Raw genomic sequence first — 24,262 nt, forward strand, 5'->3', positions numbered from 1 at the left:
CCTTAACAAAATATAATGAGGACTATTTTTTAATAGTCCTTTTTTATTGGTATATTTCTAAAATAAATCTTTTTAGCAGAGAGCATGTTTTTGTTTTTTTATATCAAAAGTTCTGTACAAAAACTATCTTTGTGTAAACTAATAAAGACAGTACATACATGTTTTTAAGAAAAATAAAACCGTTCCTATATTTAGGAGTTTTTTATCTTATTATTTCGTTGATAATAAGAACAATATTCTTTTTCCATCCTATTACTACAGCCAGTTTTGGATTTTTTGAAGTCATAAAGGTCCTGCTCATAGGCCTGGTGAATGATGTTTTTGTTTTCATATTGGCCAGTTCTCTTCTCGCCCTTTATTTCCTCTTCTTATCCAATTCAAAATATAGAAAACCTTACGGTTACATTATTCTGGGAGCACTGGTTCTGTTCTTTCTTTATATTTGGCTTGTACCAAACAATATTTTTAAGCAGTATGGTGGCTCTGTCATGGAAATTGCCCTTGTCTTTGTAGGAATAAAGACTCTTTTCTTCGGATTAATGCTGTTCCTGCCTACACAAAGAATAAAAATCCGGAACACATTATATTTCACCACATTATTTTTATATGTTCTCCTGATTATCTTTAACGGAGTAAGTGAATACTTCTTTTATAATGAATTCGGGGTACGCTATAATTTTATTGCAGTAGATTATCTTATCTATACAAATGAAGTGATCGGAAATATCATGGAAAGTTATCCGGTTATTCCATTATTTTCCGGGATCATGATTGTCACTCTTACGATCACATGGTTCATTTATAAAAAAACAAAAAACGAACTGCTGGAACTTCCTGATTTTAAACAAAAAATGGTACTTCTGGGCTGTTTTATAGTGCTTTGCGCTCTCAGTTCACTGGCTATACCTTCTTTGATGCAGATCAGGTCAGACAATGTTTTTGCTGACGAAATTGAAGCGAACGGAATTCCAAAATTTTATTGGGCCTTTACGCATAATGAACTGGATTATTTCCAGTTTTATCCGCAGATTAACCAGCAGCAGGCTGAAAAAAATTTCCTGAGCCAGTATCCACAGCATACATTATCAAGAGCAGTTACCGCCGAGCAGCCGGAAATGAAAAAGAATGTAGTATTGATCTCTATTGAAAGCCTTTCTGCAGATTTCATGGAACATTACGGCAATACACAGAAGATCACTCCTTTCCTGGACAGTCTTGCAGACAGATCACTGATGTTTACAAACTTGTATGCCACCGGTAACAGAACGGTACGCGGGCTGGAAGCATTAACCTTGTGTATTCCGCCTACTGCGGGAGAAAGTATCATCAAAAGAGATGACAATAAAAATAAATTCACAACCGGGAGTGTCTTTAAATCCAAAGGATACGATGTTAAGTTTTTATATGGAGGCTATAGCTATTTCGATAATATGCAGGATTTCTTCCAGGGAAACGGGTATGATATCGTAGACAGAAACAACTTTAAACCGGAAGAGATCACGTTTGCCAATGTTTGGGGTGTTGCTGATGAAGATATGGCCAAAAAAGCGATCCAGGTAATGAATGCTGAAGCTAAATCAGGGAAACCGTTTTTCAATCACTGGATGACAGTCTCCAATCACAGACCGTTTACATATCCTGATGGAAGAATCGATATTCCGGGAACAGCAAAATCACGTGAAGGAGGGGTAAAATATACCGATTATTCTCTTAAACTGTTCTTTGATATGGCTAAAAAACAGGACTGGTATAAAAATACAGTCTTTGTCATTATTGCTGACCATTGTGCTTCAAGTGCCGGAAAAACAGAGCTGCCGATGGACAAATACAGAATTCCCGCAATGATCTTTTCTGAAGGATTTATTGAGCCTCAGAAGTTTAATGCCCTGATGTCTCAGATAGATCTGATGCCTACCCTTTTCGGATTACTGAATTTCAGTTATCAGTCTAAGTTTTTAGGACAGGATGTCTTCAGACAGGAATTCCAGCCTAAAGCCTATGTGGCTACTTATCAGGATCTGGGGCTTATAAAAGACGGACGCCTCACCATTATCTCTCCGGTGAAAAAAGTAAAACAGTATTCATTGGAACTGGAAAAAAGCGACCTTGCCCCGGAATTTAAGCTGTATTACGACGAAAATTTATTAAAAAAGCAGGATCAGAAACTGGTAGATGATGCTGTATCAGCCTATCAGTCTACTTCCTACTGGCTAAAAACGAAACAACTTAACAGATAAATATCTAGATATTTTTCGCATATAGTTTGGCTTAAAATATTTAAATTAACCGATAAATTTATTAGTATGAAATGGACAGACGACAGAGGCGGAAACGTTGATGACCGCCGTGGTTCAGGAGGTGGAAGTGGCGGTATGATCGTAGGAGGCGGACTCGGAACCTTAATTATAGCCGCCATCGTATTCTTTTTGGGTGGTGACCCATCCGGTATTTTGAATTCCGGCAGTATACAGTCTTCAGGAAATTCCGGAGAGCAAAGAGAACTCACTGCCGGTGAAAAGCAGGTTGGAGAAATGGTCGACATGATGGCCAAATGGAATATCCTTACCTGGGATCAAATCTTCAAGGAAAATGGAATGACATACAGTGCTCCTCAGGTAGTTCTTTTCGAAAATACAACTTCTTCAGCATGTGGTACAGCGCAGTCTGCCATGGGGCCATTTTATTGTCCGGCTGATCAGAAAGTTTATATGGATATGAGCTTCTTCAATGAACTTCAGCAAAAGTTTGGCGCCAAAGTAACCGAATTTACAGTAGCTTACGTTCTGGCTCATGAAGTAGGCCATCATGTTCAGACACTTCTGGGAACTACCCAAAAAGTAGATGCATTAAGAAGAAGTGGAAGATATTCTGAAGAACAAATGAACAGAGTTTCTGTTGCTACAGAATTGCAGGCAGATTTTTATGCCGGCGTCTGGGCAAAAAGAACCAATGACAGCAAACATATCCTGGAACCTGGAGATATTGAGTCCGCCATAGATGCTGCTGAAGCTGTTGGAGATGACAACATTCAGAGAAGAGCACAGGGCTATGTAAACCAGGAAAGCTTTACCCACGGATCCTCTGCGCAACGTAAAGAATGGTTTATGAAAGGGTACAACACCGGAGATATCAGACAGGGTGATACTTTCAACCAACTGTTGAAATAGTTTCACCATAGCTATTATCATATAAAATAAAATGCGGCCTTAGATGAAGACCGCATTTTTCATTTATTGCAATTCGATTGGATTAGAATTTTTCTTAGCTTCTTCTTTTATCCGCTCCTCCATTCTCTTTCTCATATCAGCAGGATTCTGATTTCCTCCCCCGCCAGGGCCTCCAATTCTCATGGGTGCAGCTACACCACCACCCTGATTCATAAATGACATTGGATCTGTTTTAAACTTTTGCTGCTGTTTTACAAAATCAGCTCTTTTTACTTTTAAAGTATTTCCAAACTGATTCAAAGTCGGAAACTCCGCGATTTTGTAATTTTTCATGAGATCAAAAGAATAATCTCCTTTATCATCTTCTATTTTTACAATCAGTCCCGGAAGTCCACCAAATTTATATGGACCGTCCTGATAAGGAAGATCCGTGGTAAACCAGGCAGTCCATTTTCTTCCTCCAAAATCAGTTTCCGCTTTCTGAACTTTATATTCGCCTATTTTTCTAGTTTCTGATTCAATTTTCCAGTTCAGCGGTCTGTCTTCTTCATACGAATAGATGTCACGGCCAATCCTGTCTTTGAAGTAAGTCTTTTGACTGGTCTTATCCTTTTCTACAGAATAGTTGATATTGGATCTCAAACTTTCCATCTGGTCCCTGTTGATACTTCCTCTTCCGCCTCCGCCTTGAAATGCCTTTTGCATAATAGAATCTCTTTTGATTCTGTTTTCAGAATAAAACAAAGATTTTTCCGGAGAAATATCCAGATAAGCATTTTCAGTCTTGATATCTGTTTTATTTTCCACATCAGGTTTCATAGTCACCTGATACACAAATCTGTTTGTCTGTGCAGAAACATTCTGTATGAAGAGTGCCAATGCGATAATACCTAATTTTTTCATTTATATTTTTATTTATTTTAATTCAATTGGATTCTGGGCTGTATTGGTAAAAGAAGGTACTTCTCCAGACGAACCTGTTGAGACCGGTATTCCTTGATTTTCACCACCCATTCCTCTGTGCATTCCGCCACCGCCATGGCCACCGCCTCTCATTCCTCCTCCGTTCATTCCTCCACCCATGCCGCCACGATGTCTTCCGCCACCAAAATTCATATTTCCACCACCATTATTTCCTGCCATTGCTTTTCTGCTTTTACCAAACTCAAGTTCCAGAGCTGCTTTATCACCATGGAAATTAATCCTTGTACTTTGTTTAGCATCAGGATCTATCTGTTCTTCAAAGGCATTTTTAATCATCATTTTTTTAACAAGATCAAATTTATAATCTCCTTTGTCATCTTCCAGTTTTACAATCAGTCCTGGCAGTCCTGAGAATTTGTAAGGCCCGTCAGACAAAGGAATCTCTTTCGTGAACCATGCCGTCCAGACTCTTCCGCCAAATTCTGTCACTGCCTTTTGGGTCGAATATCCGTTTTGTTTTTCAACAGCATTTGTCACTTCCCATTTTATGGGCCTGTCTTCCTCATAGTAAATTTGCTTTCCGGCAGCTTTTTCATAATAATACACTTTCTGTTCCGGAATAACCTTGGTAATAAAATATTCAAAAAAAGTAGGTTCAAGATGTTTTCTCCCCTCCATTTTTGAAAAATCTCTTTCCTCTTTTTTCTGAGTTTCTTTCGCTTCTGATCTTATAGAAGTAAAAAGAGAGTCTCTTTTCAGTTTATTCTCACTGATAAATAGGGAACGTCCCTCTTTAATATCCAGAAAAGTTCTTTCACTTTTCATACTGACCAGATTGATTGAATCCGGGTTAACCAGTGTTTCATACACAAATCTTGTTGTCTGCCCATAAGATACCGTGATGAAGAACAATACAAAAAAAGCAGTTATTTTTTGTTTCATTACCAATTTTCTTTATAGATCGAAAATAGCTTTCAAAGTTAAAATAAGGAAAGGAATCTTCACATCATAAGATAAATTCACTTGATTTTATCATTAATAGCGGCATCTAAAACAGCTATTAATATCAGAATCATTAAAATAGATATCTTCGATTTGAGATTGCGGAAATTAGTTCGTATTTTTGCATCATTAAATCATTCTAAATAAATACAATGATAAAAGTATCAGACCATGCAAAGGAGAAAGCCATCCAGTTGATGACGGAAGATGGTTTTAACCCTGCTGAAGATTATATAAGAGTAGGGGTGAAAAGCGGCGGATGCTCTGGTTTAGAGTATGTTTTAAAGTTTGACAACCAAAAAACAGACGCAGATCAGATTTTTGAAGATAATAACATCAAAATTATTATAGATAAAAAATCCATCCTTTATTTAGCAGGAACAACTCTTGAGTATTCAGGAGGATTGAACGGAAAAGGGTTTGTTTTTAACAACCCGAATGCATCCAGAACATGCGGATGTGGGGAATCATTTAGTCTTTAGAGAAAAGACATTAGATCCTAGATTTCAGACCTCGGAGCTATTCTGACTTCTGAAATCTAAAATCTGAAATCTAAAAAAAAATAATGAGTAAATATACAGAAGACGATTTAAGAGTCGATCTAGAAAATAAAAAATATGAATTCGGCTGGGAAACGAAGATTGATTATGAAGATTTCCCGATCGGTTTAAATGAGGATATCATCCGTGCGATCTCTGCTAAAAAAGAAGAGCCTGAATGGATGACTGAATGGCGTCTGGAATCTTTCAAAATCTGGCAGAAAATGGTAGAGCCTGAATGGGCAAATATCAAATATGAAAAACCAGATTTTCAGGCAATCCGTTACTATGCTGCTCCTAAAGTAAAACCAGAGCTGGCAAGCCTTGATGAAGTAGATCCTGAATTATTGAAAACATTCGAAAAGCTAGGGATTAATATCGAGGAACAAAAAAGGCTTTCAGGAGTTGCCGTAGATATTGTCATGGACTCCGTTTCTGTGAAAACCACTTTCCAGGATACATTGGCAGAAAAAGGAATTATCTTCTGTTCTATTTCTGAGGCCATTAAAAACCATCCTGATTTAGTAAGAAAATATCTTGGAAAAGTAGTTCCGAGAGGGGATAACTTTTACGCAGCATTGAATTCCGCAGTATTCTCTGACGGAAGTTTCTGTTATATTCCTAAAGGAGTAAGATGTCCAATGGAACTTTCCACTTATTTCCGTATCAACCAGGCAGGAACAGGACAGTTTGAAAGAACTCTTGTAATTGCAGATGAAGGCAGTTATGTTTCTTATCTTGAAGGATGTACAGCACCATCAAGAGATGAGAACCAGCTTCACGCAGCCGTTGTGGAGCTTATTGCATTAGACGATGCTGAAATCAAATATTCAACGGTTCAGAACTGGTATCCGGGTAATGAAGAAGGAAAAGGAGGGGTATTCAATTTTGTAACCAAAAGAGGGCTTTGCGAGAGAAATGCAAAAATCTCATGGACGCAGGTAGAAACCGGTTCAGCAGTAACATGGAAATATCCGTCTTGTATCCTTAAAGGAGACAATTCTATCGGTGAGTTCTACTCTATTGCAGTAACCAACAACCATCAGTATGCTGATACAGGAACAAAAATGATCCACATTGGTAAAAACACCAAATCAACGATCATTTCCAAAGGTATTTCCGCAGGAAAATCTCAGAACTCATACAGAGGGCTGGTGAAGGTAATGCCTTCTGCAAAAGGCGCCAGAAACTTCTCCCAGTGTGATTCTTTGCTGATGGGTAATGAATGTGGTGCTCACACTTTCCCTTATATAGAAATCAAAGATCCTTCCGCACAGTTAGAGCACGAAGCTACTACTTCAAAAATCGGGGAAGATCAGATTTTCTACTGTAATCAGAGAGGTATTGATACTGAAAGAGCTATTGCATTGATCGTAAATGGCTTCAGTAAAGAAGTTCTAAATAAACTTCCAATGGAGTTTGCTATTGAAGCACAGAAACTACTTGAAATTTCATTAGAAGGATCAGTAGGATAATCTTTTAAAAGGATTTTCAGATAAAAACCAACTGATTTAAAGGCAAGGTTTTCAGTGTTTTTATCGGATGATTAACCGTTATCAACGGAAGATAAATTATAATCTTCACAGAAGATTATTAGTAAAATAAAATATAAAAAGCTTCTATCTGTCCGCTGAGGAAATACTTCAGTAAAAGACAAAGTGAATACACGATGAGAAGCTCACACAATTATAAAGCAAAAGTTAGCAAGAATGTTACAAATTAAAGACCTTCACGCCAAAATTGAAGATGGCGCAGAAATATTAAAAGGTATTAATCTTGAAATAAAGCCGGGCGAAGTTCACGCCATTATGGGACCGAATGGAGCTGGTAAATCTACCCTTTCTTCTGTAATCGCAGGAAAAGAAGATTACGAAGTGACTGGTGGAGAGATTCTTTTCGAAGGACAAGACATCAGTGAAGATGCTCCTGAAGATAGAGCTCACAAAGGAATTTTCCTTTCTTTCCAATATCCAGTGGAAATTCCGGGAGTTTCTGTAACGAACTTTATCAAAGCTGCTTTGAACGAAACAAGAAAAGCAAACGGACTGGAAGAAATGCCGGCAAAAGAAATGCTAGCCTTAATCCGTGAAAAATCTGAAAAACTGGGAATCAAAAAAGATTTTCTTTCAAGATCACTGAACGAGGGATTCTCCGGAGGTGAAAAGAAAAGAAACGAAATCTTCCAGATGATGATGCTTAATCCTAAGTTGGCTATTCTTGATGAAACCGATTCAGGACTTGATATCGATGCATTAAGAATCGTAGCAGACGGAGTAAATTATTTTAAAAACGAGGGAAACGCAGTTCTTTTGATTACCCACTATCAAAGATTGCTTAATTATATTCAGCCTGACTTCGTTCACGTGCTGGCAGACGGGAAAATCATCAAAACAGGTGATAAGTCTTTAGCATTAGAACTTGAAGAAAAGGGTTACGACTGGCTTCTTAATTAATTTGAAATTAAATATTTGAGATTTGAAATTATGGCCACTATAAATAATTTTGAGGATTTAGATATATGGAAAAAATCCAGGGAATTATGCCAAAAAATTTTCATCTCACTAATACAAAATTCAAATTGCAGTCAAAATATTAAAAATCAAATCGACCGTTCATCTGCCTCTGTAATGGATAATATTGCAGAAGGTTTTGAAAGGGAAGGAAATAAAGAGTTTATTAATTTTTATCTATGTCGAAAGGATCATGTGGAGAAGTAAGATCTCAGTTGATCAGAGCATTTGATAGAGATTTTATTAACGAGAATGAATTTAATGATTTGAAAAAAGATTATGCGGATTTATCAAAAATGATTTCAGGTTTTATGAAGTATTTAAAAACTACTGAACATAACGGAAATAAATTTAACCGCTCATAATTTCAAATCTCAAATTTCAAATTTCAATAAACATGAGTTTAAAAGAACAAATTATAGAGAACCATAATGAATTTTTGGAGAGTCTTCGTCACAGATTTCTGGATGATGAAAGAAAAGAGGCGCTTCAAAGATTTACCAATATTGGTTTTCCTACTAAAAAAGACGAAGAATATAAATATACCAATCTAAAGGAGATCACGGAAAAAAGCTACAACTTCTTCCCGAAAGAACACCACAATATCACTAAAGAGCAGTTTGATGAGCTGCACCTTGGAGAAGAAAACTTTGATTGGATTGTTTTTGTAAACGGTAAACTTCACAAAGAACTTTCAAAAGTTTCTATTGAAAATGTAGAGTTCCTTTCTTTCAACTATGCGTTGAACGATGAGAAGCATAAAGAGGTTTTTGAAAAATATTTTAATACCATTGCATCTAAGAAACAGGCTTTCACGAACTTAAACCTGGCTTACTGCAAATATGGATTCTTTTTAAAAGTTCCTAAAAATGTAGTGATTGAAAAACCAATCCACGTTTTCTATATTTCTCAGAATCAGGATGAAAACACGTTCTACAATACAAGAAATCTTTTGATCGTAGAAGAGGGAGCAAAAGTAGAAGTAATTGAAAGCCACCATAATTTTGACAGTACTTATGTATTGACCAACTCTGTAACAGAGATCTTTACATATCCGAATGCGAAAGCTGACTGGCACAAACTTCAGAACGATAACAACACAACCTATCTTATCGATAATACTTTCGCAAAACAGGAGAAAGACAGCTTAACAACTGTAAATACATTCTCTTTCGGAGGTAAGCTGGTAAGAAACAATCTTGATTTCATTCATAACGGATCAAATATCAATTCATTCATGAACGGAATCACTATCATCGGAAAAGACCAGTTGGTTGACCATCATACAGCGGTTCACCATAACTTCCCGAACTGTGAAAGTTATCAGAACTATAAAGGAATCTTCGATGGTAATGCCCACGGAGTTTTCAACGGAAAAGTTTTTGTTGATAAAATCGCTCAGAAAACAAATGCTTACCAGCAGAACAACAACGTTTTGCTAAGTGAAGGAGCGAGTATCGATACTAAACCTCAATTAGAGATCTTTGCTGATGACGTAAAATGTTCTCACGGCTGTACCGTAGGCCAATTGAATGAGGATGCATTATTCTACCTGAGAGCAAGAGGGATCTCTAAAAAAGAAGCACAGGCATTACTTTTATATGCTTTCGCAAATGATGCCATGCAGAACATTGATATAGAACCTCTTAAACAAAAGATCTCAAAGCTATTGGCAGAGAAATTAGAAGTTGATATAGAATTTTAAAACTTATATATATTTATACACAAAAGCACTTCAAAATGAAGTGCTTTTGTATTTTTATGACAGAATTTGCCATTCTATTTTTTTAACCAACTTTGGTTATCTTTATTATCTGAACGCTTTTTGCCATTATCAATATTATAGGCCAGACCTACACCTAATGTCTGTTTCAACTGTGTTTTCCATATCTGATTATGATCATACAACAGATCAAGAGTAACGTTGGTGGAAATATATTTATTGATTTTCATGCTTAAAACTCCGCTATATCCGAGAACCAGTCTTTCCGGATGGTCAAGATAGTTTGAGAAGACAGAAGCTGTATTTAAAAGGCTTATATTCTCCATAATCTTTAATTTATACATGGCTGTACCCAAGAACCCAAACTGGAAAAGAGAAGAATCTCCATCATTTTTAAGACCATAAGTTCCCGCTTTCTGAAGATCTTTGTCTAAAACAAAAGTCCATCTTGCGTTCGCAGGACGCAAAGTTACTGTAAGATTATCATTGGGACGATAGGTAACCCCGGCTCCTAAATTCAGATATCCAGGTGCCATAAAATTCGAAATCTTGGCAGCATCCGGATTATTGCCATCTTCGTACCCTAGAGCAAATTGAGTCTGGAGGCCTGCACCTGCTGAGAAATACCAGTGCTTAGCAAACTCTCTACCATAATTGGTTGAAAGATTGATAACATCCTGGGTCTTTCTTACTCCTGTTCCCTGGGTGTTATTTTGTCCATAGCCCAAAACAATAATATTTTCCCACAGATCTTTTCCTTTTTCATAGGTCAGGTTATAATTAACACCGGCAAGCCAGCCTACGTTATTGGCTCCCCCACCTACCCAGTTTGAAAAGGCAGCCTGATTAAGCATTAATGTATTTTGCCCCTGAATAGACCAGGCTTTCACAGTGTCTGATGCCGGAGCATCTGTTTTAGTCTCCTGGGCCAGCGCTAACGCTCCAAAAGAGACAGAGCTGATCAATAAAATTTTTTTCATAATGTCGATTTGTTACAAATGTATAAAATAATAATTTTTGACAGAATAAAATTCACTATAAAATGAATTTAACAAAGCTAAATTTCCCTTGATAATACAGTGAAAACAAACCATTTAAATGAAAGCCTATTCCGGTTTAAACTTAAACCAACTTAAAATTACAGAAGTTAAAAAGCAAAAAAGCACCTCATATCTGAAGTGCTATACTTTGAAATATATTATATTCTATACTATTTTTTGATCCACCACTGGCTGTCTTTACGGTCAGAGCGCTTCACTCCATTATCCAGTGTATAGGCGAATCCGATTCCGAGGGTTTGTTTCAGCTGGGTCTTTTCAATCTGATTATGATCGTACAGCAAATCTACTGTTACATTGGATGAAATATATTTGTTTACTTTCAGGTTCAGTAAAGCTCCATAAGCCAGAACCAGCCTGTCCGGACGGTCAAGGTAATTCGAGAAGACAGACGCTGTATTGGTCAGGTAAATATCTTCCATAATTTTTAATTTGTATATTGCCGTTCCCAGAAAACCGAATTGCAGTAAGGAAGTATCACCATCACTCTTTAAACCGTAGCTTCCTGCCGTCTGGAGGTCTTTGTCCAGAACAAATGTCCATCTGGCGTTGGTAGGGCGTAGGGTAACCGTAAGATCATCGTTTGGCCTGTATGTAATACCCATCCCGACGTTCAGGTAGCCAGGTGCCATAAAGTTTGAGATTTTTTTAGCTTCGGGATTGTTTCCGTCTTCATATCCTGCAGCAAACTGTGATTGAAATCCTGCTCCCATAGAGAAATACCAGCTTTTTGAAAATTTTCTCCCATAATTGGTAGAAACATTAATGAGATCCTGAGTTTTTCTTATTCCCAATCCTTTTGTGTCATTCTGCCCATAGCCCAGTATGATGATATTCTCCCAAAGGTCTTTATCCTTTTCATAGGTCAGATTGTAATTGACACCGGCAAGCCACCCTACGTTGTTGGCTCCACCACCTACCCAGTTTGAAAAGGCAGCCTGGTTGATCATTAATGTGTTTTTTCCTAACACTGACCAGTATTTTACTGTGTCTACTACTGCGGAATCTTTTTTCAATTCTTCTTGTGCACTTGCATATATTCCTATAAAACAGGAAAGAATCAATAAAAACTTCTTCATTACTCTAAATAATTTTCAATGCAAAAATATTAATATAATTTTTTTAAAAGGTAAATTCACCTTTAAAGAATCGATTTTCACTAAAGTTTAATCACCTAATAACAAGATATCTCTATAAAATCAATGCCAAAATAATAAGTTCAAAAATTAAATTGATACCTTTTGTCTTAAAATCAGTTTGATAGCAACCCATTCATCGACAAATTTTCCGAAATTTATCATTGGCTTTTGATTTGACGTTAAATTCCCATGTTTAAGAATGTAATTTCCAAAAGAGCGGTTATATATCCATTGCTGATGCTTTCTGCAATGTGGTTCGGGTACTTTTTACAAATGCAGGGCTTTTTCCAAAGCTGTTTTGGAGCCATTATTCCTCTTTTGCCTGAGGGATTGCTTGGTATCGTTACATCACCTCTTTTACATGGAAATACTGATCATATTATAGGGAATTCTATCCCAATAGCAGCACTTATGTTTTTGCTTTATCAGTTTTATCCTCTGGTCGCCAATAAGGTTTTTATTATCGGCTGGCTGGCAACAGGACTTTTGGTATGGCTTCTTCCTCCCATTGACATTCTAACCGGAGAATATATGTATACCTGTACTATCGGAGCCAGTGGTGTGGTATATGTTCTTGCTTTTTTCCTTTTCTTCAGCGGGGTATTCAAATGGAATACAAAACTTCTCACCATTTCAATGCTTGTAGTTTTATATTATGGAAGTTTAGTGTGGGGAATGCTTCCTGAAGAGCTGTTCTACAATATGCAGGAACCCAGTAAGATTTCATGGCAGGCCCATCTTTCTGGAGCTGTAGTGGGAAGTATTATAGCATTTGCTTTTAAAAATGTAGGTGAAAAAAAGAAAAAATTCATCTGGGAGTTTCCGAATTATTACAGTGAGAAGGACGACAAACTGTGGCAGGAATACAAGGAAAACCATCCTGAAGATTTTATGGAGCTTCCTTACAAGAAAAAAGATGACATTTGGGACCATTTGGATGAATTAAGGAAGAGATAAAACTTATTTTACTACATTTGAAAAAAAACACATATGAGTTCCGAAGAATATTTTTACGCAATCGCTCTCCGCGAATGCAGCCAGATTGGTGACATTCATTTTCATAAACTCATCCGTACCTTTGGAAGCGCTCAGGAAGCATGGAAAAGAGCAAAAAAAGAGTATAAAAAACTGGAAGGTATAGGTCAGAAAACGGTTTCCGACATCGGAAACAGCAATCATTTGAAATTCGCAGAAGAAGAAGTAAATTTTTGCGAAAAAAATAATATCAAAATAAGACTAAAACATCTTAACGAAACCCCAACTCTCCTCAAAGAATGTCCTGATGCTCCCGCAATTCTCTATCAAAAAGGAAACATTGACAATGTTCTTCCAAAAGTAAGCATTGTAGGTACCAGAAATATGACAGCTTATGGCCGTCAGTTTATTGAAGACTTCTTTGAATCCACCCGGTTTTCGAAATATACCTCAGTAAGCGGACTCGCTTTAGGAGTTGATAAAGAAGTTCATGAACAGTCTGTTCGTAACCAAAAACCTACTGTAGCAGTTCTTGCACATGGTTTTCAATATTTATATCCTGCAAATAACAGAAAGCTTTCTGAAAAGATCCTTCAGGAGGGAGGTGCTTTAATTACAGAGTTCTGTTCATCCAGAAAACCGGACCGTGAAAACTTCATCCAGAGAAACAGAATCGTTGCGGGAATGTCACCTTCAATTATTGTAGTGGAAACCAGTTTTGGAGGCGGATCTGTAAGCACAGCAGCTTTTGCCAATGATTATAACCGTGATGTTTTTGCCCTTCCCGGAAAAATTACAGACGTTTACAGCCAGGGATGTAACCAGCTGATCTTCCATAATAAAGCAACGGCTATTTCTACCATAAAAGATCTTATAAAACTATTGGGGCTGAATGCTCCCAAAGAAAAAATGGAGGAACTATTTCCTCATAGCGAGACCGGCATACAATTATCTGAAAATCAAGAGATAATATATCAATCCATCAAAAATCATCCTCAGATTTCTCTGGATGATTTGTCACAAAAAATTGACGTATCCACCCACAAAATTTTACCAATAATTTTGGAATTGGAACTTTTAGGGAAAGTAAAATCATTTTCCGGGAGACAATTCACAGCAATTTAAGATTTAATGATTTCTTAATATTGCATTATTTCACACATAACATTTCATTTTTAATAAAATTTGAAGATAAATTATCAATTTAATAATATTACGAAACATTATTATTTAATTTTTAACAATGTTAAAATATAGTGTTGTGAATCTTGAAAAAAAAATTAAATTTGTTGACAATAATATTCAACCTTAATATATGGAACAATATAATATTGACCAGAAAATCCAAGAGTTTATTGCAAAAATTGAAGCAAAAAATCCCAACGAACCGGAGTTTTTACAGGCTGTAAAAGAAGTTGCCGTAACTGTAATTCCGTTCATTGCTACGAAAAAAGAATATACCGGAATGAAGCTGCTTGAAAGAATGGCTGAAGCTGAAAGAATTATTATTTTCAGAGTTCCATGGGTTGATGACAAAGGAGAAATTCAGGTTAACAGAGGTTTCAGAATTCAGATGAACTCTGCTATTGGACCATACAAAGGAGGAATCCGTTTCCACCCTACTGTAAACTTGTCAGTTCTTAAGTTCTTAGCTTTCGAACAGGTATTCAAAAACTCTTTAACGACTCTTCCAATGGGAGGAGGTAAAGGAGGTTCAGATTTTGATCCGCAAGGAAAATCTGATATGGAAGTGATGCGTTTCTGCCAGGCTTTCATGACAGAATTGTGCAAACATATTGGTCCTGAAACAGATGTACCTGCAGGAGACATCGGTGTTGGAGCAAGAGAAATCGGATATTTATTCGGACAATACAAGAAAATCAGAAACGAGTTTACAGGAGTTCTTACAGGAAAAGGTCTTGCTTACGGAGGATCACTGATTCGACCTGAAGCTACAGGATATGGTGTTGTATACTTCGCTGAGCAGATGCTTAAAACGATCGGGCAGGATTTCCAGGGGAAAACTGTAACCGTATCAGGTTTCGGAAACGTTGCCTGGGGAGTTATCAAAAAAGCAACGGAACTAGGTGCTAAAGTAGTTACGATCTCCGGTCCTGACGGATATATCTATGATAAAGACGGTATCAGCGGAGAAAAGATCGATTATTTACTGGAACTTAGATCTTCAGGAAACAACAGAGCTGAAGATTATGCTAAAAAATATCCATCTGCTGAATTCCATGCAGGAAAACGCCCTTGGGAAGTAAAATGTGATGTAGCATTCCCTTCTGCAACTCAAAACGAATTAGATTTAGATGACGCAAGAAAATTAGTTGAAAACGGTTGCATCTGTGTTACAGAAGCAGCTAACATGCCTTCTACATTAGATGCCATCAACTATTTCTTAGACAATAAAGTATTATTCTCTCCTGGTAAAGCTTCCAATGCTGGAGGTGTTGCTACCTCAGGATTAGAAATGACCCAGAACTCTATCCGTCTTAACTGGACTTCTGAAGAAGTTGATGCAAGATTAAAGGAAATCATGATCGGTATCCACAAGGCTTGCAGAGACTACGGAAAAGACGAAGATGGTTATGTAAACTACGTAAAAGGTGCAAATATTGCCGGCTTCGTAAAAGTAGCAGAAGCAATGTTGGCTCAGGGAGTGGTGTAACAGAAAATACAAAGGTTGGGAGAAATTCCCGACCTTTTTTGATATAGCCTGTTCCCGGGGTAATGGGAAAAAAGTAAAAAGTGAAAGGAGAAAGCGCTGCTATATGCAGTGCTTTTTTTATTTTTATGCAATGAAAGACACCTTTAAAAATATTGATGAATACATTCTTCTGTTCCCCATAGAAATACAGAAAAAACTACTTGAGCTGAGAAAAGCAATTCATTCGCAGGTTCCGGATATTGAGGAATATATTGGATATCAGATGCCTGCTTTCCGCTACAAAGGAAAGCCTTTGATTTATTTTGCAGGGTATAAAAAACATATCGGATTCTATCCCGGAGCTGAGGGCATCCGAAATTTTGAGAAAGATTTTGAAGAAAGGAAGTATAAATTTTCAAAAGGAGCGGTTCAGTTTCCCATGATGGAAGGCCTTCCTCTGGATCTGATCACTAAGATTCTTTTATACAAAGTGGAAGAAGTCGAACAAAAAAAATCCTGAAATACAGGATTTCAGGATTCCGACTAGTGTTTGCTAAAGTGCTTTTACTTTTTCTTTTTCTTGTCTTTCTTTTCCTCTTTAGGGGTATCTGCAGGCTTGGTTACATCCGTAGGCGTTGTACTTACTGATGGATCAGTTGCCGGGGCAGTCTCCGTTGTAGTTGCAGGTGATTTTTCCTGAGTTTTTGGATCCGAAGGACTTGTAGTCTGGGTATTCGGTTGTTGGGTTTGAGTTGTCGTTGGGTTATTAGTAGAAGTATCGGCCGGCTTTTGTGGCGTTGATTGTGCTGATACTGCGATTACTCCGACTAATGTAAACGCTGCCGTTAAAAATAACTTTTTCATAATGATAATATTTAAATGATTGTTTAACTTAAACGAAGCTTCAAATATAAAATTATGCGTAAATAGCTTATTTAACGTACTTTATGATTATTTAAGAGGATTTTGCAAAAATAAAATCGTTTGATTTAGCCGGAAGCAGCGTACTGGAAACCGGAAGTTTATTTCAGTAAAAATTCTAACTAAAACAGCTCATTATCAAACCTTCCCTATCCTATCTTACTGCTCCCTACCTGAAATCTATTTCGAAATATTCTTCATCATTTTTTCTACAAATTCAAATGCAGCAGGACAGATCAATGTATTTTTCAGCATTAAATTATTAATCTGATAAATTTTCTTCCGGTCTGTATGTGGGTACTCACGACAGGCTTTTGGTCTTACATCATAAATTGAACAGGTATTATCACTGTTCAGGAAAAAGCAAGGAAGGTTCTGCAGTACTTTATCATTGTCTTCATCTACTCTTAGAAACTTGGCTTCAAAGTCTGCAGGTTTCATTCTCAGATGTTTGGCGATACGTTCAATATCTTTTTCTGTATAGAGTGGGCCTGTTGTTTTGCAGCAATTGGCACACTGAAGACAATCAATTTCCTCAAAAACTTCATCATGGGTTTCCTGCACTATATAATCAAGATTTTTGGGCGGTTTTTTCTTTAATCCGTCCAGAAATTTCTTGTGTTCCTTCTGCTTCTGTACAGCCTGTTTTTTATAAAAATCTAAATTCATTTATTCTTTGTTTCTCACGAAATCCGGAAGCTCTTCTCTTTTATATTCATTGATTTTGTCCAGATCCAGTATTGTGGAAAGATTTTCTTTATTCGGATAAAACATTGGGACAAATTTTGCCCCATAGACGATTTCTCCGGTAGTATATGAAGAACGCTGAACCACAGTGTTAGAAAACACTTCATCAAATGCGCGTACCTGTACGATAAGTTCAATATCCGTATTTTTAAAATCCTCTTCAGAAAAGCCATAAAAAGGAGAATTCTCATCAATTTTATGTACTACAGTCCAGTTGAGAGCTAACGTATTAATCTTGCTAAGCTGAGTTTCAAGCCGGTAAAAATTACTTTTGGCAATCCCGTTTTCTATGACTTCAATGGCTGCAGATACAATCACGTCTGCATCTGTGAGGGCATTATTTTTATAAGGAGCAAGCCTGAACATTAATGCCGAAGATTCCTGAAAAGGAGCAATCAATGCTATATCTGAAAATCTAAGATAGGCCCGTGGCCTTGAAAACCTTCCGTAAAAAAGACCGGTTGCAATGGCAAAGGTAAGCAATCCCAAAAAAGCTTCAAAAGTAGCGACAAGACTTGCCAAAAAGCCTACCGGTGCTATTCTTCCGTATCCTACTGTGGTAAAGGTCTGTGAGCTGAAGAAAAATACATCAATAAACTCGTTTAGCGGATCACTTTTGTCAATTCCGGTAAGATGCTCTACACCAATCAGATAGTAGATCATAGCAAAAAGCAGATTTACCAGAATGTAGGCAATAACCAGATAGGAAATAAAGCGGAATGATGAAAGATTCAGCATAGTATGATACCAGCTTAGCCTGTTAAAAACATTCACGCCCCTTCTCTGGACATTCGGGAGACCGTCCTTATTGATAAACCTTCCGGATGCATTGGTTCCGAAACCACTGTTCTCCGCATTTTTCTGACGGATCTTTTTTCTGAAACCTCCTGTCATTTTTAAAGCATTTTCTTACCGTTTGTGATGCAAAGATAAAATATTGTTTTGATGAATTTTATCAATTGATTCATTTGAGTTTTAAATCGATTTTGGAGTACATTTGAAGTATGAAAAAACTGGAGTCAAGAGAGGACATTGAACACCTTGTCAACTCATTTTATGCAAAGGTAATTAAAGATGATACCATAGGATTCTTTTTCAATGATATTGCTAAAGTAAACTGGGAAAAACATCTTCCAAAAATGTATTCTTTCTGGGAATCTATCCTTTTTGGACAGATGACTTATAAAGGAAATCCGATGGGAGTCCACTTCCCCATTAATGAAATGCAGGCCATGGAGCAGAAACATTTTGACAGATGGCTTGAGCTCTGGCGAATCACCATTGAAGAAAATTTCGTAGGAGAAAATGCTGATATGGCGATTTATAAATCCGAAAATATAGCAAAACTGATGGCCTTCAAAATGGATTTAGCAAGAAGACTGTAAGAGAAATCTATTCGAGAGATCCGAGATATCAATATAATTCAGCTTATTAAGGAACTATTACCGTAAAGATATAAGCCGCCAGATTCACTAATAAAACAGTACCATACAGGATATTTGTTTTTCCGCGGCTCAGGGAAAGCATTACGATAAATACTGATAAAGAGAGCAAAATAACGTCTTTTTTATCCAGACCAAGGACCAATGGGATATCATACATGATACATACTGCTGAAACTGCCGGAATAGTCAATCCGATACTTGCCAGCGCAGATCCTAATGCCAGATTTAAGCTGGACTGAATCTGGTTAGCCCTTGCCGCACGAATAGCAGCAACCCCTTCAGGAAGAAGAACAACGGCGGCAATGATAACCCCAACCAGGGATTTTGGCGCCCCCAGGCTTCTTACCATATCTTCAATTGTATCTGATAATCCTTTTGCCATAAGTACCACAATGGCGAGACAAATAAGCAGAAAAACAAAGCTTATCAGTGTTTTGCCTAACGTAGGAATATAATGTTCTTCCGGATGCTCATCAGGAACAATAAAATAGCTTCTGTGGCGCACTGTCTGTACCATAAGGAATACACCATAAATCACAAGACAGGCAATGGATATAAAAATAAGCTGGGCTTCATTGTAGAAAGGTCCGTTTACACTTGATGTAAAATTAGGCAGAACCAGCGTAAGCACCAGAATGGAAACAATACTTACCAGATAGGTAGTTGCTGAGGTTCTTGCAAAGAACTGCTCATGGTATTTAACGCCACCTACAAGAATACATATTCCCAGAATTCCGTTGAGAATAAGCATGACAGCAGCAAAAACGGTATCCCTGGCCAGCGTGATCGCCTGATCTCCGCCGGCAACCATCAGTGAGATGATAAGTGCCACTTCAATAATGGTGATACAAAGAGCCAGGATAATGGTTCCGAAAGGCTCTCCTACTTTATGCGCTACAACTTCAGCATGATGTACTGCTGATAAAACACTACCAATCAATAAAATACCTGCAAGAATATCATAAAGAACTCCTGTTCCCATCAATCCGGAAAAGTAGTACCCTACCGCAAGGAGAGGAAAAATATAGGTGTAATGTAAGAATTCTTTAGGTTTCATAAAGTGACTACAAAATACAAAAAATCTATATTATTTTCAATATCAAAAGAAAATATTAATGTTATTTTAATGAGGCCAGAAGTTAAAGTCCTGATAATCTGTCAACATGTGAAACAGAAGCCCAATTCCTATAATTCTGACATTGCCTCTGAAAAACAGCATCAAAAAATACACCGCAATGGCATAATAGGAGTGTAAAAAATGAAAGCCAATGCTTCCCCTTGACGGATCAAAAATCGGATTGGCAAAAAGATGATCCAGGTCTACAAGCATTGTAGCCAGTAGTATAAGATATACTTTTTTCCAGTTTTTAGGATAAAAAACCAATGCTATAAAGACCGGAAACACAAAATGTAAAAAGTAATGTGTGCATGTTTTGAGCACAGCAATTTCTGATGGAGCCATTAATGGATATTTTTTCAGTTTCTATGATTACCACCGTAAAATTAAGGGTAAATCTCCTTTCTTCACTTTTATTTTCAACCAGTAATCCTTTGCTTTATTTCCATACAGAACGTAATCAATGTCTGAAATGATCTTTTTCTCACTGCTGGTCAATATTTTTAAAGATGAATACAGCAAGGCATTATTTCTGATCAGGAAGTAATTTTCGTTTAACTGAGGTGATAACTTCACTTGCTTCCCTGTTGACTGTATGACAATTCCCTTATCTGTTTTACTGATTTGATTGGGTTGAAATGGAATTGCGGTGAATTGATTTTCATCATTGATCCATTTCCTGGACTGGAAATACTCCCAGGTTTTTCCTGAATCGTTGCTTTGAATAACCATTTTATAGCTGGGCTGTGTAATCTTCTGAATGGTCTTCTTTTCCACTTCATTAAAGTTATCATCATATTCATAGCCGATAATGGTATCATTGACCTGTTCGAGGTCTGCAGTGCCCTTTAAAGCAATCACCCGTGAGGAATCAGCAATACTTTTATTGAAAAAACGGCTGAAATTTCTGATATTTTCTTTGTCAAGTTCCACTTCAAGAAAATGATTTCTTTTCTGAAGCATGGAGGTAATTCTGTCAAAAATTTCCGGGTTTGAATTGTTTCTGATCTCAATTTCATCATCATTTAACGTCATGGAAAAGTTTTGAATTTTCTGTCCTGAAATGAATGAAATACTTCCCAAAGTATTTTGAATAAACTGATCTGCATTCCAAACGGTATTCGCAGAATTATGAAGCATTTGCTTCCGTATAGTCTCAAAAGCAAGATCCGAAATCCCTGCCACACAATGATTTCCTTCCACCATAAGAAAGATCTGATCCTTCTGAAAATGGTTATCTCCTTTATCCGTAAACTTCTGTTTTTTTAAAAAACCAATGAATCGCTGGGAGTCTTTAAGTTCTAAAATGGTATACCATTCGGAGAACCCGGTGTCTTTAATATGGAAAATCTGTAAAAAATCTGGAATTCTGATCCCTGAATCTTTGAATGAGCCAGAGCTTTTATTTTTTGCTTTACCTCCGGGCCACCTTGAAGGGTGCATTGCTAGGCTGAAGAGATATTGTTCCGTTAATTTCTTTGTGTCAATTAAAACAACCACATCTGCATTCTGAGGAATATATCTGAGGTTCTTATTCTTATGAAAAACCACAAAATATACCACAGTAATAAGCAATAATAGTAACGGAACAATAATCCTCTTTTTGTTCATTTATAAAATTTGTGGTTTCTTTTCTGTTTCTTTTGATTTAAAAACCTGATCAAATATATCAAAGAAGTACATTAAGCTGTTTTCTGAAGAATCTTTGATGTTATAATTCATTTCAGTCTGAATACTTTCTCCTTTCACTTCAGTTTTGTAATACAGCTCTCCTACATTTTTTCTGATGGCATCCAATGTTTTTCTTTCTTTAGGGCTTTTAAATTCTTTATCTAAACCCGTTAAAAGCTTTTGAATATCAAGTCTCCCGGATAAAGGATATTTAGCTGAGTCTTTTGCCCATTTTCTGGAAATATCTGACTGGTGTACAGATAAAATATTGTCGGCAGAACTCATCAGATATACCACTCCGTCTTTCACTGTAAAGAACAGCTGATCAATATATCCTCCATCTTTCTCTTCTTTAAAGGTGTACATGCTTCCTTTTTTAGAGAATCTTTTAGAAAATTTCTTGTTAGTCGCTAGCAGATCAAAAATACGATTCCAGTAGCCTTCATTTTCTGTTGCAAAAGCAAAAGTGAAGTTAGGAACAGCAATTTCTTTAGTTTTCTTTACTTCTTTTTCGTTGAAATCAGCATCATATTCAAAATCCGTGTACTCTACTGTTTTGGATTTCAGCTCGTTTAAAACAAAGATTCCATTCCCCGGAGCTATTTTGGCAATCGCTTCTTCATCCAGAACAATCTTCATGGTTTCCATGATCAGCTCCATTTCTTTTTTATACTCATTTTCTCCGGAATTCTGAAGAAGACTGTACATCATATCAAAACACTTTGCCCCATTTATATTCATAGCATAGTAGCCAACACTTTTCTCATTGATAAGTTCCAGCAGTTTCTTATTTTTCTTCCCTTTGTAAATAGCTGATACACTGTTTTGTATACCTGCATTTTTGTGCTGATAATTATTGACCAGTCTTACTTTATCTTTATCAAAATACAGATTGTAAGAGTAATTGGAATCATACATATTTTTGAAAAACTGTCCGTAGCTATAATACTTTGTCATCTTTCCGTAGATTCCTTCATTCACAATTCTTCCATAATCTGTGTACACAAATACATCTGAGTTGGCATCCCGGAATTTCAGCATTTCTTTGGGAACTTCAATTTCCAGATTTGAACTGAAGTATTGATCAAACCTGTCCTCAGCATTTTTTTTAACGATCCTGAAGTTTTCCCTGCGGATAGAGTCCTGTTCTTTCTGGAAAGCTTTTTCCTCTTCCTCGCCATATGCACTGTCAGGCATTTCTTCTCCATTTTCAGGACTTTCAGCATTTTCTTTTTCTTCAGGATATTTATGATGTTTTTGAAGATATTTGATATCTTTCTGGATTCTTGCGATTTCGTTGTTGTTATCTTTAATACTTTCCTTCAGGTATTTAATATCCTCCTTCAGATTTCTGATTTCTTCTTTATAATCAAATGGTTTTTCAGGTTCATCCGTATAAGCTGTATCTCCGGCATCTACGGCAGCACTGTCTACAACAGCAACAGAGGCACTGTCAGCGACAGCTTCCGTAGCCCAGAGATCTTTATAAGGTTTGGTATAGCTGATCATGCTGAGAACTGCACGACTTCCGTTCCAGGCAACAAAAATATCATCATTGATATCCACGTAAGAATAGTTCTTTCTGCTGGAGATCTCCTGCCCTTTTTTCTTTACAGAATTGATGAATTCCTGAAATTTTTCTTTATTATCAATGATAAAGTGGGTGTTGTAAGATTTAATAGAATCATTAAAACTGGCATAATGATACTGAACATCATCGTATTTAATTCCGGTTTTGGAGTAATCTGTCCAGGAAAGATTTTCTTTACTTTTTTTGCTGAGTTCATTCAGCAAAGGATTCAATTTATTCCAGTTGATTTTATTATTCAGCTGTTTCCCGTTGACTTCCATATAAAATACAGCATCAGACGGAATTTTCATGCTGTTCTGGGCAAAAGACAAAGTAAAGCCAAAGAGTACGAAAATAATTTTCTGTGTTTTTAATAAGATAGATTTCATGACTATAGTTTAGAAATTTATTGAAAAAGGATTGTATTTTGGATTTGTCTTTTCTGAAGAATCAGATCCAGAATATCAGCTTCCAGTTTGAGTGCTTTTTTATTGGGTGAAAGCATATAGGTGTTGTTGCTTTGTGATTTCACCATATTTTCGAATTGCATAATAGAGGTGTATTTTGCATCATTAAAAACCTCCTTGTCTGTCTTATTCATCTTATCATAATCAGCCTTGAATGTATTCACTTTATTTCTTGTCAATGTCTTTTTTTCAAGATTCTGGCTGTAGATCTGTGTAGGGATCATTTTTCCCAATATGTTTTGAGCTTTTAATTTTTCCAGGCCGGCATTGATGTTTTCAATTTTTTTGAAATTACAGCTGAGTTTGATGATATAATTATCAAAATCCATCGATGTCTTCACATTGCTGATTCCGGGAGTTGCTTTAAAAATTTTGGCTGCTTCATTGATCTTATTTTCAATTTCAGCCTTTTTGGGGACTTTCTTTCCGTTGACAGTTTCCATTTTAGAAATGGAGGCCAGTCTGGTTTTGCTTTTACTGGCATTAAGAATAACAGTATATTCTCCGGTTCCGTCAGCTTTTATATTTACTTTATCAAGAATATCGAAACAGCTGGTCAGGAATAATAATGAAGTCAATGAAAGAAATAATCTGAGAAAATTTTTCATGATTGGGTTTAAAAGCACAAAATTAC

The 24,262-nt window shown here is 36.7% G+C and carries 23 protein-coding genes and 1 pseudogene; 12 read left to right on the forward strand and 12 right to left on the reverse strand.

What is annotated here, in order from left to right; genetic code table 11:
* Positions 1-158: 158 nt before the first annotated feature.
* Both CRS_RS07455 and CRS_RS07460 read left to right on the forward strand, forming a co-directional pair.
* Positions 159-2,237, forward strand: coding sequence for an alkaline phosphatase family protein (locus CRS_RS07455; RefSeq protein WP_142723437.1), 2,079 nt, complete (start codon positions 159-161; stop codon positions 2,235-2,237).
* Between the two features lie 66 nt (positions 2,238-2,303).
* Entirely contained in the window at positions 2,304-3,167 is an 864-nt protein-coding gene (locus CRS_RS07460; RefSeq protein WP_142723438.1) for a neutral zinc metallopeptidase, read from the forward strand.
* Positions 3,168-3,230: 63 nt separating this feature from the next.
* Here the strand turns inward: CRS_RS07460 and CRS_RS07465 are convergent, their stop codons facing one another.
* A complete protein-coding gene (locus tag CRS_RS07465; RefSeq protein ID WP_142723439.1) occupies positions 3,231-4,070 on the reverse strand; it encodes a GLPGLI family protein in 840 nt (279 codons plus the stop codon).
* A 12-nt stretch (positions 4,071-4,082) separates the two neighbouring features.
* The gene (locus CRS_RS07470) at positions 4,083-5,033 is read right to left on the reverse strand and encodes a GLPGLI family protein (RefSeq protein ID WP_142723440.1); all 951 of its coding nucleotides are present in this window, start codon (positions 5,031-5,033) and stop codon (positions 4,083-4,085) included.
* A gap of 212 nt (positions 5,034-5,245) precedes the next feature.
* On the opposite strand from CRS_RS07470, the gene CRS_RS07475 reads away from it, so the two are divergent.
* The 5 genes and pseudogenes from CRS_RS07475 to sufD all read left to right on the forward strand — a co-directional run bounded on the left by CRS_RS07475 (position 5,246) and on the right by sufD (position 9,847).
* Positions 5,246-5,575 (forward strand): iron-sulfur cluster assembly accessory protein, encoded by a 330-nt coding sequence (locus tag CRS_RS07475; protein WP_101238641.1) that lies wholly within the window; start codon positions 5,246-5,248, stop codon positions 5,573-5,575.
* Positions 5,576-5,658: 83 nt separating this feature from the next.
* Positions 5,659-7,107: a Fe-S cluster assembly protein SufB gene (gene sufB, locus CRS_RS07480; RefSeq protein ID WP_142723441.1), complete on the forward strand. Its 1,449-nt coding sequence runs from the start codon at positions 5,659-5,661 to the stop codon at positions 7,105-7,107.
* Positions 7,108-7,341: 234 nt separating this feature from the next.
* Positions 7,342-8,085, forward strand: a complete 744-nt coding sequence (gene sufC, locus CRS_RS07485) for a Fe-S cluster assembly ATPase SufC (protein ID WP_142723442.1) — start codon at positions 7,342-7,344, stop codon at positions 8,083-8,085.
* A gap of 30 nt (positions 8,086-8,115) precedes the next feature.
* Positions 8,116-8,507: pseudogene (locus tag CRS_RS07490) on the forward strand (four helix bundle protein).
* Between the two features lie 32 nt (positions 8,508-8,539).
* Positions 8,540-9,847 (forward strand): Fe-S cluster assembly protein SufD, encoded by a 1,308-nt coding sequence (gene sufD, locus CRS_RS07495; RefSeq protein ID WP_142723443.1) that lies wholly within the window; start codon positions 8,540-8,542, stop codon positions 9,845-9,847.
* 74 nt (positions 9,848-9,921) lie between these two features.
* Here sufD and CRS_RS07500 read toward each other — a convergent pair whose 3' ends face one another.
* Together CRS_RS07500 and CRS_RS07505 are read right to left on the reverse strand one after the other, a co-directional pair.
* Positions 9,922-10,845, reverse strand: a complete 924-nt coding sequence (locus CRS_RS07500) for a DUF3078 domain-containing protein (RefSeq protein WP_142723444.1) — start codon at positions 10,843-10,845, stop codon at positions 9,922-9,924.
* A gap of 230 nt (positions 10,846-11,075) precedes the next feature.
* Positions 11,076-12,002: a DUF3078 domain-containing protein gene (locus CRS_RS07505; RefSeq protein ID WP_142723445.1), complete on the reverse strand. Its 927-nt coding sequence runs from the start codon at positions 12,000-12,002 to the stop codon at positions 11,076-11,078.
* 249 nt (positions 12,003-12,251) lie between these two features.
* Between CRS_RS07505 and CRS_RS07510 the strand changes: the two genes are divergently transcribed.
* The 4 genes from CRS_RS07510 (at position 12,252) to CRS_RS07525 (ending at position 16,210) form a co-directional block, all read left to right on the forward strand.
* Complete coding sequence (locus tag CRS_RS07510) at positions 12,252-13,019, forward strand: rhomboid family intramembrane serine protease (RefSeq protein WP_142723446.1); 768 nt, start codon at positions 12,252-12,254, stop codon at positions 13,017-13,019.
* 33 nt (positions 13,020-13,052) lie between these two features.
* Positions 13,053-14,162 carry a DNA-processing protein DprA gene (gene dprA, locus CRS_RS07515; protein WP_142723447.1) on the forward strand — a complete coding sequence of 370 codons (1,110 nt, stop codon included), beginning with the start codon at positions 13,053-13,055 and terminating at the stop codon, positions 14,160-14,162.
* 190 nt (positions 14,163-14,352) lie between these two features.
* Positions 14,353-15,711 carry an NADP-specific glutamate dehydrogenase gene (gene gdhA, locus CRS_RS07520; RefSeq protein WP_142723448.1) on the forward strand — a complete coding sequence of 453 codons (1,359 nt, stop codon included), beginning with the start codon at positions 14,353-14,355 and terminating at the stop codon, positions 15,709-15,711.
* Positions 15,712-15,841: 130 nt separating this feature from the next.
* Positions 15,842-16,210, forward strand: coding sequence for an iron chaperone (locus CRS_RS07525; RefSeq protein ID WP_142723449.1), 369 nt, complete (start codon positions 15,842-15,844; stop codon positions 16,208-16,210).
* A 44-nt stretch (positions 16,211-16,254) separates the two neighbouring features.
* Here the strand turns inward: CRS_RS07525 and CRS_RS07530 are convergent, their stop codons facing one another.
* The 3 genes from CRS_RS07530 to CRS_RS07540 form a co-directional block, all read right to left on the reverse strand.
* Positions 16,255-16,554: a hypothetical protein gene (locus CRS_RS07530; protein ID WP_142723450.1), complete on the reverse strand. Its 300-nt coding sequence runs from the start codon at positions 16,552-16,554 to the stop codon at positions 16,255-16,257.
* A 237-nt stretch (positions 16,555-16,791) separates the two neighbouring features.
* Entirely contained in the window at positions 16,792-17,280 is a 489-nt protein-coding gene (locus CRS_RS07535; protein WP_142723451.1) for a YkgJ family cysteine cluster protein, read from the reverse strand.
* A complete protein-coding gene (locus tag CRS_RS07540; RefSeq protein WP_142723452.1) occupies positions 17,281-18,252 on the reverse strand; it encodes an ion channel in 972 nt (323 codons plus the stop codon).
* 110 nt (positions 18,253-18,362) lie between these two features.
* On the opposite strand from CRS_RS07540, the gene CRS_RS07545 reads away from it, so the two are divergent.
* Entirely contained in the window at positions 18,363-18,743 is a 381-nt protein-coding gene (locus CRS_RS07545; RefSeq protein ID WP_142723453.1) for a group III truncated hemoglobin, read from the forward strand.
* A gap of 46 nt (positions 18,744-18,789) precedes the next feature.
* Here CRS_RS07545 and CRS_RS07550 read toward each other — a convergent pair whose 3' ends face one another.
* The 5 genes from CRS_RS07550 to CRS_RS07570 form a co-directional block, all read right to left on the reverse strand.
* Positions 18,790-19,860, reverse strand: coding sequence for a calcium:proton antiporter (locus CRS_RS07550; protein WP_142723454.1), 1,071 nt, complete (start codon positions 19,858-19,860; stop codon positions 18,790-18,792).
* A 66-nt stretch (positions 19,861-19,926) separates the two neighbouring features.
* Complete coding sequence (locus tag CRS_RS07555) at positions 19,927-20,265, reverse strand: DUF6122 family protein (RefSeq protein ID WP_142723455.1); 339 nt, start codon at positions 20,263-20,265, stop codon at positions 19,927-19,929.
* A gap of 27 nt (positions 20,266-20,292) precedes the next feature.
* Positions 20,293-21,531, reverse strand: a complete 1,239-nt coding sequence (locus CRS_RS07560; protein ID WP_142723456.1) for a hypothetical protein — start codon at positions 21,529-21,531, stop codon at positions 20,293-20,295.
* Positions 21,532-23,550, reverse strand: coding sequence for a hypothetical protein (locus CRS_RS07565; RefSeq protein WP_142723457.1), 2,019 nt, complete (start codon positions 23,548-23,550; stop codon positions 21,532-21,534). It abuts the gene before it with no gap.
* Positions 23,551-23,567: 17 nt separating this feature from the next.
* Positions 23,568-24,236, reverse strand: a complete 669-nt coding sequence (locus tag CRS_RS07570) for a hypothetical protein (RefSeq protein WP_142723458.1) — start codon at positions 24,234-24,236, stop codon at positions 23,568-23,570.
* Positions 24,237-24,262 lie beyond the last annotated feature (26 nt).

Origin of the sequence: Chryseobacterium sp. ON_d1, from assembly GCF_006829085.1 — a bacterium.
Lineage (GTDB): Bacteria > Bacteroidota > Bacteroidia > Flavobacteriales > Weeksellaceae > Chryseobacterium.

What these genes read in the sequence shown, in the direction of transcription:
- CRS_RS07540 (WP_142723452.1), bottom strand. Translation starts at nt 18,252, where the DNA reads ATGACAGGAGGTTTCAGAAAAAAGATCCGTCAGAAAAATGCGGAGAAC.
- CRS_RS07470 (WP_142723440.1), bottom strand. Translation starts at nt 5,033, where the DNA reads ATGAAACAAAAAATAACTGCTTTTTTTGTATTGTTCTTCATCACGGTA.
- CRS_RS07545 (WP_142723453.1), top strand. Translation starts at nt 18,363, where the DNA reads ATGAAAAAACTGGAGTCAAGAGAGGACATTGAACACCTTGTCAACTCA.
- CRS_RS07560 (WP_142723456.1), bottom strand. Translation starts at nt 21,531, where the DNA reads ATGAACAAAAAGAGGATTATTGTTCCGTTACTATTATTGCTTATTACT.
- CRS_RS07565 (WP_142723457.1), bottom strand. Translation starts at nt 23,550, where the DNA reads ATGAAATCTATCTTATTAAAAACACAGAAAATTATTTTCGTACTCTTT.
- CRS_RS07535 (WP_142723451.1), bottom strand. Translation starts at nt 17,280, where the DNA reads ATGAATTTAGATTTTTATAAAAAACAGGCTGTACAGAAGCAGAAGGAA.
- CRS_RS07510 (WP_142723446.1), top strand. Translation starts at nt 12,252, where the DNA reads ATGTTTAAGAATGTAATTTCCAAAAGAGCGGTTATATATCCATTGCTG.
- gdhA (WP_142723448.1), top strand. Translation starts at nt 14,353, where the DNA reads ATGGAACAATATAATATTGACCAGAAAATCCAAGAGTTTATTGCAAAA.
- CRS_RS07550 (WP_142723454.1), bottom strand. Translation starts at nt 19,860, where the DNA reads ATGAAACCTAAAGAATTCTTACATTACACCTATATTTTTCCTCTCCTT.
- CRS_RS07455 (WP_142723437.1), top strand. Translation starts at nt 159, where the DNA reads ATGTTTTTAAGAAAAATAAAACCGTTCCTATATTTAGGAGTTTTTTAT.
- sufD (WP_142723443.1), top strand. Translation starts at nt 8,540, where the DNA reads ATGAGTTTAAAAGAACAAATTATAGAGAACCATAATGAATTTTTGGAG.
- CRS_RS07525 (WP_142723449.1), top strand. Translation starts at nt 15,842, where the DNA reads ATGAAAGACACCTTTAAAAATATTGATGAATACATTCTTCTGTTCCCC.
- dprA (WP_142723447.1), top strand. Translation starts at nt 13,053, where the DNA reads ATGAGTTCCGAAGAATATTTTTACGCAATCGCTCTCCGCGAATGCAGC.
- CRS_RS07465 (WP_142723439.1), bottom strand. Translation starts at nt 4,070, where the DNA reads ATGAAAAAATTAGGTATTATCGCATTGGCACTCTTCATACAGAATGTT.
- CRS_RS07530 (WP_142723450.1), bottom strand. Translation starts at nt 16,554, where the DNA reads ATGAAAAAGTTATTTTTAACGGCAGCGTTTACATTAGTCGGAGTAATC.
- sufC (WP_142723442.1), top strand. Translation starts at nt 7,342, where the DNA reads ATGTTACAAATTAAAGACCTTCACGCCAAAATTGAAGATGGCGCAGAA.
- sufB (WP_142723441.1), top strand. Translation starts at nt 5,659, where the DNA reads ATGAGTAAATATACAGAAGACGATTTAAGAGTCGATCTAGAAAATAAA.
- CRS_RS07505 (WP_142723445.1), bottom strand. Translation starts at nt 12,002, where the DNA reads ATGAAGAAGTTTTTATTGATTCTTTCCTGTTTTATAGGAATATATGCA.
- CRS_RS07460 (WP_142723438.1), top strand. Translation starts at nt 2,304, where the DNA reads ATGAAATGGACAGACGACAGAGGCGGAAACGTTGATGACCGCCGTGGT.
- CRS_RS07475 (WP_101238641.1), top strand. Translation starts at nt 5,246, where the DNA reads ATGATAAAAGTATCAGACCATGCAAAGGAGAAAGCCATCCAGTTGATG.
- CRS_RS07570 (WP_142723458.1), bottom strand. Translation starts at nt 24,236, where the DNA reads ATGAAAAATTTTCTCAGATTATTTCTTTCATTGACTTCATTATTATTC.
- CRS_RS07500 (WP_142723444.1), bottom strand. Translation starts at nt 10,845, where the DNA reads ATGAAAAAAATTTTATTGATCAGCTCTGTCTCTTTTGGAGCGTTAGCG.
- CRS_RS07555 (WP_142723455.1), bottom strand. Translation starts at nt 20,265, where the DNA reads ATGGCTCCATCAGAAATTGCTGTGCTCAAAACATGCACACATTACTTT.